General features: G+C 41.9%; 7 protein-coding genes, 2 tRNA genes and 3 rRNA genes. 7 read left to right on the forward strand and 5 right to left on the reverse strand.

The features are described from left to right. Nucleotides 1-1272: 1272 nt before the first annotated feature. The 6 genes from ACJVDH_RS00005 to ACJVDH_RS00030 all read left to right on the forward strand — a co-directional run bounded on the left by ACJVDH_RS00005 (nt 1273) and on the right by ACJVDH_RS00030 (nt 8159). A 16S ribosomal RNA gene (locus ACJVDH_RS00005) occupies nt 1273-2792 on the forward strand. Between the two features lie 208 nt (nt 2793-3000). After that, nucleotides 3001-3075, forward strand: a tRNA-Ile gene (locus tag ACJVDH_RS00010). An 11-nt stretch (nt 3076-3086) separates the two neighbouring features. Beyond that, nucleotides 3087-3160, forward strand: a tRNA-Ala gene (locus tag ACJVDH_RS00015). Between the two features lie 388 nt (nt 3161-3548). Beyond that, nucleotides 3549-6424, forward strand: a 23S ribosomal RNA gene (locus ACJVDH_RS00020). 141 nt (nt 6425-6565) lie between these two features. Next, nucleotides 6566-6677, forward strand: a 5S ribosomal RNA gene (rrf, locus tag ACJVDH_RS00025). Together the 16S, 23S and 5S rRNA genes with 2 tRNA genes alongside form the textbook arrangement of a ribosomal RNA operon. Nucleotides 6678-6845: 168 nt before the next feature. Then, nucleotides 6846-8159 (forward strand): leucine-rich repeat-containing protein kinase family protein, encoded by a 1314-nt coding sequence (locus tag ACJVDH_RS00030; protein ID WP_443945530.1) that lies wholly within the window; start codon nt 6846-6848, stop codon nt 8157-8159. Here ACJVDH_RS00030 and rlmN read toward each other — a convergent pair. From rlmN to ACJVDH_RS00055, 5 genes are all read right to left on the reverse strand, one after another. After that, nucleotides 8156-9202, reverse strand: a complete 1047-nt coding sequence (gene rlmN / locus ACJVDH_RS00035; protein ID WP_443945531.1) for a 23S rRNA (adenine(2503)-C(2))-methyltransferase RlmN — start codon at nt 9200-9202, stop codon at nt 8156-8158. The genes ACJVDH_RS00030 and rlmN overlap by 4 nt on opposite strands. An 89-nt stretch (nt 9203-9291) precedes the next feature. Continuing rightward, nucleotides 9292-10266 (reverse strand): 23S rRNA pseudouridine(2604) synthase RluF, encoded by a 975-nt coding sequence (gene rluF / locus ACJVDH_RS00040; protein WP_443945532.1) that lies wholly within the window; start codon nt 10264-10266, stop codon nt 9292-9294. A 115-nt stretch (nt 10267-10381) separates the two neighbouring features. Then, nucleotides 10382-10834: an NADPH-dependent FMN reductase gene (locus ACJVDH_RS00045; protein ID WP_443945533.1), complete on the reverse strand. Its 453-nt coding sequence runs from the start codon at nt 10832-10834 to the stop codon at nt 10382-10384. A gap of 77 nt (nt 10835-10911) precedes the next feature. Continuing rightward, nucleotides 10912-11472, reverse strand: a complete 561-nt coding sequence (locus ACJVDH_RS00050; RefSeq protein ID WP_443945534.1) for a DinB family protein — start codon at nt 11470-11472, stop codon at nt 10912-10914. Between the two features lie 74 nt (nt 11473-11546). Further along, nucleotides 11547-12236 (reverse strand): helix-turn-helix transcriptional regulator, encoded by a 690-nt coding sequence (locus tag ACJVDH_RS00055; protein ID WP_443945535.1) that lies wholly within the window; start codon nt 12234-12236, stop codon nt 11547-11549. Between the two features lie 259 nt (nt 12237-12495). Between ACJVDH_RS00055 and ACJVDH_RS00060 the strand changes: the two genes are divergently transcribed. Beyond that, nucleotides 12496-14838 carry an ATP-binding response regulator gene (locus tag ACJVDH_RS00060; protein WP_443945536.1) on the forward strand — a complete coding sequence of 781 codons (2343 nt, stop codon included), beginning with the start codon at nt 12496-12498 and terminating at the stop codon, nt 14836-14838. Nucleotides 14839-14841: the final 3 nt, after the last annotated feature.

Here is a 14841-nt window from a genome sequence, read left to right on the forward strand (position 1 = left end):
ATCAGGTAGGTACCAAGTTAACCCCAGGTTAACCCCTCGTTTACCTGTTGTTTACCTATTGGGTAAAGCGGAGGTAAAGAATAAGCGAAGGATAGGTAAAGAAGAGGCCAACAAAGGGTAAAGGAATTGGCTGTTTTGTGTTTGGTAAAGAGAATTGCTCGCGCTCGCTTTTTACTGATTGGGGTAGTAAGTTTTTAATTGGAAAACTAATGGAAGAAAAATACCATCAATAAACTCTTTAAAGCTTCCTTAAAACGACTGCAATTTTTTAGTAAAGCAAAAGGTCATCATGTTCTATATGTCTATATGGTGAGAACAACCATTTGGCATCTCAAATGCGCAACGTGTTTTTCTTTGAAAAGATACAAGACCTAAATCATGTCATTCGGCTAAAATTAAAGTCTATTGAAGTGCCTGTTACAAATGGGGAAAATGTCTTTATGTCCTATATGTCTATATGGTGAGAAAAAACATTTACCATCTGAGATAGCTAATGTACCTGTTACAAACGGGGAAAATGTCTTCATGTTCTATATGTCTATATGGTGAGAAAAAAATATTTGCCAACTTAGATAGCTAATGCGCTTTGAAATCCTCTGGTAAGACTGGTTAGAAACGCTTGCGGGCTTCAAACACTTAAGTTGCTCGAATTGTTTTGAAAGACGTTTAAATTTTTCTCATTGGTAAACAGGGTTTTAAGCGATTGATAAAAGAAATAGTGTTTATTGTATTTGCGTGGGTATAATTTTTTTCTACCTTTGCACTCCGCTTCGGAAGGAAGGGGATGCCGGTGAGGGAGAAAGAGAAGAGATAAGGCAAAGAATTGAAAAGAGGATAGGAAGACGTTATATTAAAGGATTAACTGAAATACAACGAAAAGAGTTAGGGAAAAAAAATAAAAAATATTTTTCTTGCGAATAACAAAAAGTTTCCTACCTTTGCAATCCCAAACGGAAACGAAAGGGAAACCGGAACGGCGGATGTCGGGAAGGAGATAAAAAAAGAATTGAATGGTTGGTGTGGATTGAGGGATGAAAAAGACCTTTAAGAGATACAAACCAGAAGATATACAAAAAGATCGGCCGTGAGGTTTAGAAGATCAATAAGTTCTTAAAAGAGATGTCAATGTAGCGCAGTGGGGTAAAGAAGTACGTATTCAAGTACAGAATACCTCAACTGAATTTTCAAGTCAAAACCTGACAGACAAAATTAAAAAAAAGAAGACTATTTTTAACGATAGTTAAAACTGGTCAGAATCAAAAAGAACATTTTACAATGGAGAGTTTGATCCTGGCTCAGGATGAACGCTAGCGGCAGGCCTAATACATGCAAGTCGAGGGGTAGAGGAAGCTTGCTTTCTTGAGACCGGCGCACGGGTGCGTAACGCGTATGCAACCTACCTTTATCAGGGGGATAGCCCGGAGAAATCCGGATTAACACCGCATAAAATCACAGAACAGCATTGTTTCATGATCAAATATTTATAGGATAAAGATGGGCATGCGTGCCATTAGCTAGTTGGCGGGGTAACGGCCCACCAAGGCGACGATGGCTAGGGGCTCTGAGAGGAGAATCCCCCACACTGGTACTGAGACACGGACCAGACTCCTACGGGAGGCAGCAGTAAGGAATATTGGTCAATGGGGGCAACCCTGAACCAGCCATGCCGCGTGCAGGAAGACTGCCCTATGGGTTGTAAACTGCTTTTGTACGGGAATAACCACTGGTATGTATACCAGCCTGAATGTACCGTAAGAATAAGGATCGGCTAACTCCGTGCCAGCAGCCGCGGTAATACGGAGGATCCAAGCGTTATCCGGATTTATTGGGTTTAAAGGGTGCGTAGGCGGCCTGTTAAGTCAGAGGTGAAAGACGGTAGCTCAACTATCGCAGTGCCTTTGATACTGATGGGCTTGAATGAACTAGAGGTAGGCGGAATGAGACAAGTAGCGGTGAAATGCATAGATATGTCTCAGAACACCGATTGCGAAGGCAGCTTACTATGGTTTAATTGACGCTGAGGCACGAAAGCGTGGGGATCAAACAGGATTAGATACCCTGGTAGTCCACGCCCTAAACGATGAACACTCGCTGTTGGCGATACACAGTCAGCGGCTAAGCGAAAGCGTTAAGTGTTCCACCTGGGGAGTACGCCCGCAAGGGTGAAACTCAAAGGAATTGACGGGGGCCCGCACAAGCGGAGGAGCATGTGGTTTAATTCGATGATACGCGAGGAACCTTACCCGGGCTTGAAAGTTAGTGAATTATTTAGAGATAAATAAGTGAGCAATCACACGAAACTAGGTGCTGCATGGCTGTCGTCAGCTCGTGCCGTGAGGTGTTGGGTTAAGTCCCGCAACGAGCGCAACCCCTATGTTTAGTTGCCAGCATGTAATGGTGGGGACTCTAAACAGACTGCCTGTGCAAACAGAGAGGAAGGAGGGGACGACGTCAAGTCATCATGGCCCTTACGTCCGGGGCTACACACGTGCTACAATGGATGGTACAGAGGGCAGCTAGCTGGCAACAGTATGCGAATCTCATAAAGCCATTCACAGTTCGGATTGGGGTCTGCAACTCGACCCCATGAAGTTGGATTCGCTAGTAATCGCGTATCAGCAATGACGCGGTGAATACGTTCCCGGGCCTTGTACACACCGCCCGTCAAGCCATGGAAGCTGGGGGTACCTAAAGTATGTAACCGCAAGGAGCGTCCTAGGGTAAAACCGGTAACTGGGGCTAAGTCGTAACAAGGTAGCCGTACCGGAAGGTGCGGCTGGAATACCTCCTTTCTGGAGCAGGGTTGACTACCCACTGTGCAACATGATACTCTTAAAAAAAGACAAAAAGAAGAAATACCCAAAAGATTAATGAATCAATTGTAGAGAACTATTGTGGTTAAGATACAAGGATGATATTAAGATTAGCAGGAAACAAGGAAGCGGTAGCGGTAATATACAATCTACTATATACTGCCGAATAACTACTGTTACTTATTACAGTCCCGTAGCTCAGCCTGGTTAGAGCACTACACTGATAATGTAGGGGTCTCCAGTTCAAATCTGGACGGGACTACAGAATCTTTCGGGGAATTAGCTCAGCTGGCTAGAGCGCCTGCCTTGCACGCAGGAGGTCAACGGTTCGACTCCGTTATTCTCCACATTTGAGCTATACGCTTAAAGAAGAAAGCATAAAGCTTTCAAAACAAAAAAAGGTTATCAGGATTGGTAATATACATTGACATTAAGTAAACAAGAAGAAAACGCCATAGGGGCACATAGAAACGGTTCGAGCCCGCAGTTTTTTACTAACGAAGCTGAAATAAGGCTTAGGTTAGGGCACATGACACCCTATACCTTTATACCCTTCACCTTCAGATTCAGTAAAGTTCTTTGACATATTGGAAGAAGTTAAAAAGAAGAGCAAACAACAATAGGCGACTGTTGTGTTTGTGCTCACCCGACTAAGAGGTAACTCGAGGTTTGGTATGAGACATCATAACAAGAGCAAAAAAAGCATACTATACGGCGCAAAAGGCGTATAAGTAGAAGAAAGTAAGAAAGAGTACACGGGGGATGCCTTGGCTCTCGGAGGCGATGAAGGACGTGATAAGCTGCGATAAGCCCTGGGGATCTGCAAATATGAACTGATCCGGGGATTTCCGAATGGGGCAACCCGGCTGGTTGAAGACCAGTCACAATAATGAGCAAACCTGCCGAACTGAAACATCTAAGTAAGCAGAGGAAGAGAAAATAACAATGATTTCCTGAGTAGTGGCGAGCGAAAGGGAAAGAGCCCAAACCATCCATGTTACGGCATGTGTGGGGTTGTAGGACTGTGATGTGGTTACAATGTAATGAAGTGGAACGGGATGGGAATCCCGGCGAAACAAGGTGATAGCCCTGTACACGTAAGTACCATTGACCTAACAGTATCCTGAGTACCGCGAGGTCGGAGACGCCTTGTGGGAATCTGCCGGCACCATCCGGTAAGGCTAAATACTCCCGAGAGACCGATAGTGAACCAGTACCGTGAGGGAAAGGTGAAAAGAACCCCGAACAGGGGAGTGAAATAGAACCTGAAACCGTGTACTTACAAGCGGTCGGAGCTGGCAAGTCCAGTGACGGCGTGCCTTTTGCATAATGAGCCTACGAGTTACTCCTCTCTGGCAAGGTTAAGTGTTTAAGGCACGGATCCGAAGCGAAAGCGAGTCTGAATAGGGCGCATAGTCAGAGGGGGTAGACGCGAAACCTTGTGATCTACCCATGGACAGGTTGAAGGTGCGGTAACACGTACTGGAGGACCGAACCGATAAACGTTGAAAAGTTTCCGGATGATCTGTGGGTAGGGGTGAAAGGCTAATCAAACTGGGAAATAGCTCGTACTCCCCGAAATGTTTTTAGGAACAGCGTGGATATTAAGTTTCATAGAGGTAGAGCTACTGATTGGGTGCGGGGGAGTCAAATCCTACCAAATCCAGACAAACTCCGAATGCTATGAAATATGATCTGCAGTGAGGCGCGGGGTGCTAAGGTCACGCGCCGAGAGGGAAAGAACCCAGACCATCAGCTAAGGTCCCCAAGTTACAGTTAAGTTGAACTAACGAGGTCCGGTTGCACAGACAGCTAGGATGTTGGCTTGGAAGCAGCCATTCATTTAAAGAGTGCGTAACAGCTCACTAGTCGAGCGGCCGGGCATGGATAATAAACGGGCATTAAATTGTACACCGAAGCTATGGGATTGAAATATATCGGTAGGGGAGCATTCTATATGCAGCGAAGGTATCTGGTAATGGGTGCTGGAGCGTATAGAAAAGCAAATGTAGGCATAAGTAACGATAAGGCGGGCGAGAAACCCGCCCACCGAAAGGATAAGGTTTCCTGATCAACGCTAATCGGATCAGGGTTAGTCGGGACCTAAGGAGAACCCGAAGGGGAAATTCGATGGACAACTGGTTAATATTCCAGTACTTTTTATAACTGCGATGTGGGGACGGAGTAGTGACACTGCCGCGATCTGACGGAATAGATCGTTAAAGACAGTAGGTATTAGAACGGTAGGCAAATCCGCCGATCTAGCTGAAAGTCGATAGTACCGCAAGCCTTCGGGTAAGTGGATAGCGCAGGTAATCAGACTTCCAAGAAAAACCGCTAAGCTTCAGGTTATAAAAACCCGTACCGCAAACCGACACAGGTATCCGGGAAGAGGATTCTAAGGTGCTCGAGTGAATCATGGCTAAGGAACTCGGCAAAATGGCCCTGTAACTTCGGGAGAAGGGGCGCTGTCAGCAATGGCAGCCGCAGTGAAAAGGCCCAGGCGACTGTTTAACAAAAACACATGGCTTTGCAAAATCGAAAGATGAAGTATAAGGCCTGACACCTGCCCGGTGCTGGAAGGTTAAGAGGGGATGTCAGTCGCAAGGCGAAGCATTGAATCGAAGCCCCAGTAAACGGCGGCCGTAACTATAACGGTCCTAAGGTAGCGAAATTCCTTGTCGGGTAAGTTCCGACCTGCACGAATGGTGTAACGATCTGGGCGCTGTCTCAGCCATGAGCTCGGTGAAATTGTGGTCCCGGTGAAGACGCCGGGTACCCGCAACGGGACGGAAAGACCCCATGCACCTTCACTACAATTTAACATTGACATTGGGTACAGGATGTGTAGGATAGGTGGGAGGCTTTGAAGCGGCGTCGCTAGGCGTCGTGGAGCCAACGTTGAAATACCACCCTTTCTGTATTCGGTGTCTAACTCCACAAGTTGGAGGACATTGTTTGATGGGTAGTTTGACTGGGGTGGTCGCCTCCAAAAAGGTAACGGAGGCTTTCAAAGGTAAGCTCAGTACGCTTGGTAACCGTACGCGGAGTGCAATAGCATAAGCTTGCTTGACTGTGAGACATACAGGTCGATCAGGGTCGAAAGACGGATATAGTGATCCGGTGGTTCTGCATGGAAGGGCCATCGCTCAAAGGATAAAAGGTACGCTGGGGATAACAGGCTGATCTCCCCCAAGAGCTCATATCGACGGGGAGGTTTGGCACCTCGATGTCGGCTCGTCACATCCTGGGGCTGGAGAAGGTCCCAAGGGTTCGGCTGTTCGCCGATTAAAGTGGCACGCGAGCTGGGTTCAGAACGTCGCGAGACAGTTCGGTCCCTATCTGTTGTGGGCGTAGGAATTTTGAGTGGGGCTGACCTTAGTACGAGAGGACCGGGTTGGACTAGCCTCTAGTGAATCTGTTGTTCCGCCAGGGGCATTGCAGAGTAGCTACGCTGGGAATAGATAAGCGCTGAAAGCATCTAAGTGCGAAACTAGCCACGAGATGAGAATTCCATATAGGGCCGTAGCAGACTACTACGTTGATAGGCTATAGATGTAAAGCTGGCGACAGCACAGTCGAGTAGTACTAATCACCCGAAGCTTTCAAAAGCAACATAACGTTGTTTGCTCTTCGAGCTTAACTTCTTTCAATAATATGTCATTTAAGGCTGGAAGGCTAAAAGATGAACAGGCAGAAGGTAATACCTTCCCTCCTTCAATCTTGTAACCCTCAACCTTTAATAAAAATATTCAGGTGCCTATATCGGTGGTGTCCACCTCTTCCCATTCCGAACAGAGAAGTTAAGCCCACCAGAGCCGATGGTACTGCGGTAACACGTGGGAGAGTAGGTCGGTGCCGAACCTTAAAGAAACCTTGTAGTAAACACTACAGGGTTTTCTTGTTTTATATCACTCCTCATCCCTCAATAGATAAAAACAAGAAAAGTAAACGTTTGCCCATTCCAATTCCCCATAAAACTTAAGTTTCTTGTTTAAGGTTTATTGGCTACCTTCGCAGAAACAATTTCCTGTGCATACTTTAAAACAACTTATTTCTGGTCAATTGGGCCAAGTCAAATCACTTAAAATTTCTGAAAATCTCAATTATTTTCCACAGGAGATTTTTTCACTAGCTGATACCCTCGAAGTTTTAGATCTATCTGGTAATTCAATAAGTGTGTTACCTGAAAACTTTGGTTTGCTTAAAAATTTACGGATTTTATTTTGCTCAGATAATCAATTTAAAGAACTTCCATCTGTACTTGGCGATTGCCCCTTATTGGAAATTGTAGGGTTTAAATCCAATCAAATTGAGTCGATTGCTGTAGGGTCGCTAAATCCTAACCTCAAATGGCTAATTTTGACCAATAACAAATTGACTGAGCTTCCGGCAGAGATCGGGCATTGTTTCCGAATGCAAAAGCTTATGCTTGCCGGAAATCAACTTTCGGTCATACCGGTAGAGTTGCAGTCGTGCCAGAATTTGGGGTTATTAAGGATTTCTGCCAATAGATTAAAAGTACTTCCATCTTGGCTATTGGAAATGCCGAAACTTGCATGGATTGCCTTTTCCGGAAATGACTTCAATATTATTACTCATGTTATTTCTCCGCCAACTATACCTTTAGAACAACTAACATTTGGAACAATGTTGGGTGAAGGTGCTTCTGGAACAATTTTCAGAACTCAGCACAATAATGGTACAACCGTTGCGGTGAAAATTTTTAAAGGTAGCGTTACCAGTGACGGGTTTCCGTTGGATGAGATGAATGCTTACATCGCTGCAGGTACACATTTTGGTTTGGTGAAATTACTCGGACAGGTAATTCTTCCAGAGCAAGCCAAACAAGGTCTTGTTATGGAACTTATTCCGGATTGTTTTTATAATTTAGGAAACCCACCAAGTTTGCAAAGTTGCACGCGCGATATATTTAGCGATGAAATCAAATTAACTCTACAACAGGTGTTTAAAATTGCAGGTACAATTGCTTCTGTGGGGCAACATTTACATAGTAAAGGTGTTTTACATGGTGATTTATATGCCCATAACATTTTGATTGATCAAGATGGAAACGCATTATTTGGCGATTTCGGTGCAGCATCTATTTATTCTGGTTTCGACAAAGATACTGCTCTTAATTTACAACGCATCGAAGTTCTGGCATTCGGCTATCTGTTGGAAGATTTAGAGCAGATCTGTACCAATCAGGATCAAATTAAAGATAATGATGCTTATTTAGAGTTGACTAAAAGCTGTTTGATTGATGTACCCGCACAAAGACCTACGTTTCAGCAAATCGTAGCAGTTCTAGATAAGCTTACTGCTGAATTGCAAGAAGTTTAAGCCTCTTTAACAGCTAATTGACCACATGCTGCGTCGATATCTTTACCACGACTTCTTCTGATATTTGTCGTAATTCCCTGAGATTTCAGATAATTTGCAAAAGCATCGATTTTATCGCCTTCGGCATTAGTAAAATCAGCAAAAGAAATTGGGTTGTATTCAATTAGGTTTACCTTACAAGGAATATGTTTACAGAATTTCGCCAGTTCTACTGCGTCTGATATTTCATCATTGAAATGATTGAAAACAATGTATTCGTACGTAACAGGGTTTTTGGTTTTGGCAAAATAGTACTTTAAAGCTTCTGCCAAAGATTGTAATGAATTTGCCTCATTGATTGGCATGATTTCATTTCTTTTCTGGTCATTTGCAGCATGTAGCGAAAGTGCAAGATTAAATTTAACGCCATCATCGCCCAGTTTTTTGATCATTTTTGCAATACCAGCCGTAGAAACTGTTATCCGTTTATAGCTCATATTTAAGCCATCTGGCGAAGTAATGCGCTCAATGGATTTCAATACATTCGCGTAATTAAGTAATGGCTCGCCCATTCCCATGTACACAATATTGCTCAAAGGATGATTGTAGTTTTCTTTAGCCTGTTTATCGATTAAAACCACTTGATCGTAAATTTCATCGGCATTCAGGTTGCGTTTACGATCCATATATCCTGTTGCACAAAATTTGCAGGTTAAACTGCAACCCACCTGAGAACTTACACAGGCTGTCATCCGGTCATCAAGTGGAATCAATACGCCTTCTACAATATTTCCGTCCGCAAGGCGGAAGGTATTTTTGATGGTCTGGTCATTACTAAACTGAGAGTTATTTACCTGTACCGCATTAATAACAAAACCCTCGTCTAATGTCTTCCGTAGATCCTTAGACAGGTTGCTCATTTGCTCAAAACTGGTCGCAGATTTTTCCCAAAGCCATTGATAGACTTGTTTCGCCCTAAAAGCAGGTTGTTGCATTGCAACTAAGTGTTGCTGCAACTGGGTTAAATCCAATGACCTAATATCGAGTTTCTTTGCTGTTACCATTTGCTGCAAAGGTACTTAAAAAAGATAGAAGGTAAAGAAATGGAAAGTATAAGCTGTTGTATATCGCCTAATTTTACATTTGTTTGGCTTTATCTGCCTCTGCCTCTTGTATTTGTCTTCGCAGAAGGCTTGCCTTTTGCCGGCCTAGCATTTCTATTGCCTGAATTGCTTTTACCAGTTGATTTAGCAGTTGATTGTGCACCTGGCCTTTTTCCGCCAGATTTATGAGCAGTTGCTTTTGGTTTAAATGTTTTTTTAGGCTGATCTTCTTTTAATTCCGGAATTTCTTCCCAGGCATTCGTTTTTTTCTTATTACTTGATTTTGATTTCGGTTTTGCCTCTGATGAAGAATTTTCAATACTTTTCAGTATGCTTTTCATTTCCTCATCTGTCAATTCTCTAAACTCGCCGGTTGGAATACCTTTTAAGCTTATATTCATAATCCGGGTACGTTCCAATCTGGTTACTTCGTAATCAAAATGTTCGCACATTCTTCGAATCTGCCTGTTTAAACCTTGTAAAAGTGTAATGTTGAAGACAAAAGTGCTGACCTGACGTACTTTGCATTTTCGGGTATTTACACCTAAAATCGGTACGCCATTGCTCATCTCGAAAATAAAATCGTCTGTAATTGGCTTGTTCACAGTAACCAAGTATTCCTTTTCGTGTTTATTACCAGCCCGAAGAATTTTGTTTACGATATCGCCATTATTTGTGAGGAAAATTAAACCTTGAGAATCTTTATCCAAACGGCCAATTGGAAAAATTCTTTCGCTGTAATTAACATAATCCACAATGTTGTCGCGCACGTTGCTCTCTGTTGTACTCGTAATGCCCGTAGGTTTATTAAAAGCAAGTAAAATAAAATTAGAATCTTCTTTAGGTTCGATATGATGGCCATTCACCATAACTTTGTCGCCTGCAAAAACCTGGTCGCCTACCTTGGCACGTTTGCCATTGATAAATACATTTCCGCGTTCAATAAAACGATCGGCTTCGCGCCGCGAACACAATCCACTTTCACTGATAAACTTATTTAAACGTGTGGCCGACGAGATTTCCATATTTTATTTTTTCACAAATATAGCTAAATCGCTAAAACGGCCGTGAGCTTTCGATCTGTTTGATCAAAATTGTCAGGTTTTTTTGCAAAGCCTCCAAGGTCTCTTCCTCTATAATTTATGCATTTTTGTTGACTTTTGATCCAACGTAAGAAATTAATTGCATGATCGGTTCAACTTCAAGTATTTGTAAAATACCTTCGAGAGAGGAGAAAGTCTTTTCGCCCTGAACTGCGGCAACAATTGCCCAAGTTGGTTTTTTAGTTAAACTGGCAGAGGAAACTGTCCAGTCTAAAGCGTTTTTGAAAGAACCTGGCAAACCCGTCGCATATTCAGGCGTACACATAAGAATGGCGTCTGCTGTTTTAATCTCTGTTCGAAAGCTTGAGACCACTTCGGGCGCGCTTTGCTGATCGGAATCTAAGTCTGGGTTAAAATGCGGAATCTGATCAATATTTGGCCAAATGTTAAGCACAAAATTTTCAGGAAGAAAATTCCCAATCGCTTGAATTAAACGCGCGTTTGCAGAATCATTTCTGGTACTACCGCAAATGGCAAATATAGTTTTCATCGCACAAATATACTTGCGAGGCACTTTTTAAGCTAAAAATTTGTGTCAAAAATCCGGAGAATCTACTCCGGATTTTCTTAAAAAGTATAATTATCTGCACTGGGTCCGTAACTGCTTGGCACCGGTATATTCAGCAACCGAAAATAAACGCCAAGTTGCGCGCGGTGGTGAGCGGTTTGGCTAAAAGAATGCCTGATCATTTCGTATTTACTGTAATCAGCTAAGATTTGGTCGCCATTACGCAATATCCATCGCCCGGTTAAGTCTCGTTCATCGGCTTTTTGCAGTTCAGTTAAACTCTCATGATAACCTTTTTGAAACAGCGCCAGCAGAGCCTCTGTGTCTGCAATCGGAGTCGCCACATATACTTTGGCAGCGAAGTCGAGTTCTTCGGTTGTCAGCGCAAGATGAATCCATCCGGAAATTTCTGCCAAATGCGTAGCCAATGCGCCAAGTTTCATGCTTTTTTCATGTGGAGCCCAATCTGCCTGATCTAAAGGTACCAGCGGTAAAAATTTTTGGGTTATAGCCGCTTCCTGCTCAAATTCTTTTTTTAATAAATTAATAATCTCCATGTTGTTTTGCTTTGTTGTTTCCATATTGTGCATCTCCATTAATAATAAATCTGCTATGCTCATGTCTGTTTTTGATTGGTATGACACAAAGAAAAAACACGCGACTGACAACCCTATGTCAGTACAGAAAAAAGAAATTAATAGTTTACCGGAAGTGCAGGCATATATTCGCTTAATGCAATATGTTTTTCTTTTTTAAACGGAATATTTAGGTTTCGGAGCTCAATCATCCGCGTTAAATTAAAATCCCTATACTCGCCACGTAAATGGCACCAGGCGATAAGGTGCCAGCTAAAAGCATAAAAAATTAAACCTATAGGTTCAACTTCGCGCGCACTCATTTCGTTTTTAGCACTTTTATATTCCAACCATAAAATTTTTCGATCGGAGATGGCTTGCTGTACCAGCGATAAAAAATTAAAGTTATAATTTAATTGTTCTGGCAGTTGAAAGTGGATGTGCGCATTCAATCCATCTAATTTTTCTTTTTGGCTGTTTTTTAAAACGGCTTTTACTTTCGACAATGCAGCAGTATAATGTGTACGGATAGAATTATCAGCAAATCCATTCACCAAACTTTCTACCAACAACAACGCATTTGCTTCATCAGAATTGAAAGATATTGGCGGAAGAAAATATCCCTGAATCAGAAAATAACCTTTGTGAGATTCAAAACCAACCGGTATACCTTGCTCCTGAATTGCCCGTATATCCCGATAAACGGTTCTGATACTCATATTAAACCGAGAAGCAAGTTGATCTGCAGAAGTATACTTGTTGGATTGGAGTATGGTTAATATCCCGAAAAGGCGATCAATACGGTTCATGGATTCGTTTTTTTGTAAAAATAGCGAATATTTTAAACCTTCGTTTGTTTGCCATAAGCGTTATCAATAGCGTTTAGTGGTATGTTATTTGTGTTGTAAAAACGTTCTATTAATACCAACCGATATTTTATTCATGGCAGCCGAAAACCAGAAGCGTGTTTTTTTCAGAGCAATAAGGAGCAAAATTATTTTGGCTTTTTTGTTTGCTTGTTTTGCTTTGTTGATGGCCTGGGGCATTAGCAGGTTTGCTTTTACTCGGATGTTAAATACGGTTGAAGAAATTTCTGCCCCGAATGATCGGTTGAGATTGGTGAACGATTTGTCGCATAAAATTGCCAGGCTGGATCAGTTGCAGCGAGATGAAGCACTCAATAAACAAGGGAATTTTCTTCGCGAATCGCGTAAACTTAGAAGCAGTTTAGATACGCTAAGGAAATTATACAGAGGCGATTCAATACAATTGGGTAGAATAAAATCGATTAAAAAATTGCTTTCAGACCGTGATAAGCAGTTTATAATGTATCTAAAAGTGCGCGAGACATTAGTCAATACCAAATCTTTTTCTGAAGAAGTACAACGCCTTAATGATTTGGTTACCGAACGTGCAACGCAAACCGATAGCGCCACACTAACGACGGAAACAACAACTTCTACTACCACCGTTGCACCTGAAGAGGAACAAAAATCGCGTGGATTTTTCAGCAAATTGTTTGGGAAGAAAAAAGCCGATGTATATAAAATCATCAATGAAGAATTTAAAGTTATACGCGATACATTAAATGCCAAGGCCGAAGACAGTATAATGAAAAGTATGACGGGTTCTCTTAAAAATATTGAGAAAGAGCAACGTCAGAAAAGCGAAAAATTTTTAAAACGAGAAGCCGATCTTTCTTTGGCCAGCAATGCATTAACCAACCAGATTTTACAAATTTTGCGCGAGGTGGAAAGTGAAGCGGTAGCACAGGTAGATTTAAATGGATTGCAGGCAAAAGCTGTAGTAAACGATGGAATAACGCAGATTACGGTAATTATTATTGTCTTTTTTCTCATTACTGTAATTTTGCTCTACTTCATTCTTACAGATATTACCAAGAGTAACCGATACCGGAAACAGCTGGAATTGGCCAGAGATGAAGCAGAATACCACAGCAAAGCCAAACAACGTTTCCTCTCAAATATGAGCCACGAAATCCGTACGCCTTTACAATCCATCTTGGGGTATGCAGAATTGGTTTCGAATCAGGATCATCCAAAGAAAAAAGATATAAATGCCATTTACCAATCTTCCGTGCACCTGTTGCAAATTGTAAATGAAGTATTGGATTATAACCGAATCATTTCTGGCGAATTTAAGTTTCACAATCAAGTTTTCGATATTAAGAAAATCTTGGACGAAGTGGTTTCTGTGATGCGGCCACTTGCAGAAAAAAAACACCTTGAATTAATTGCCGATTATGCGCTTGAGGATGTGCTGTATATCAAAGGTGATGCTTTTCGTTTGAAACAGATTTTGTTTAACCTGATTGGTAACGCCGTAAAATTCACATTAAAAGGCCAGGTGAAGTTATCGGTTTCTTGCAAAAAGCAAGGCGATGATTTGCATTTTAATTTTTCTATTAAGGATACAGGAATTGGTTTTGCCGAAAGTGATATCAGTAAAATTTTTAATGAATTTGAGCAAATAGAATCTCCGGAGAAATATGTGATCAACCAAAATGGAACCGGATTGGGCTTGCCTATTGTGAAATCATTGATTGAAAACCAAGGTGGTCGCATTTATGTAAAAAGCAAACTAAACGCAGGCACAACCTTTAATATATTTATAAAATATGAAACTACAGATGAAGTGCCTGCAGAAGTTTTGGATCTTGAGCATTATGCTGTGGTAAATACCGGCACGGTTTGGGTAATTGATGATGATCAGCTTATTCTGGATTTGTGTACCATGATTTTACAAAAAAACAAAATTCCTTTCCGGGATTTTCATCATGTTTCTGAAATCCTAAAAGCGCAACCCAGCGATGATCTGAAATACGTACTTATTGATATGCGTATGCCTGAAATGAATGGTATTGAGTTGTGCCGCGTATTGAGAAAAAAATTACCAGAACATGTGCAGTTTTACGCCATCACCGCGCAGGTTTTGCCAGAAGAACGCGAAATGGTTTTGAGTGAAGGTTTTGATGGTTTAATTCTGAAACCTTTCCGCGCGGAAGATTTACTGTCTATTTTCGATAAAACAGAAATTACTCCTGAAGTGCCTGAGTATGATTTTTCTTCAATAGAAAAAATGACTTTTGGCGATCAGCAAATGCTGGAGAAGATTTTAAATCGCTTTAAGCAGGATTGTATTGACGATGCCGGTACTTTGAACGTTGCACTGAAACAGAATGACGCTGAAAAATCCAGATTAATTGTGCATCGCCTGGCCGGGAGAACGGCTCAGATGGGAGCCAAAACACTCGCCTCAGCATTTAGAACATTAGAAATTGATATTGCAACAACCGGGCTGAATGATGAAATCTGTAACACCATTCAGCAACAGTTAAAAAGTTTGAAAGCTTTGGTAAGTTTTATGGATGAGATGAATCCGGTAAATTGATTG

This window comes from Pedobacter terrestris, assembly GCF_052343045.1.
Lineage (GTDB): Bacteria > Bacteroidota > Bacteroidia > Sphingobacteriales > Sphingobacteriaceae > Pedobacter.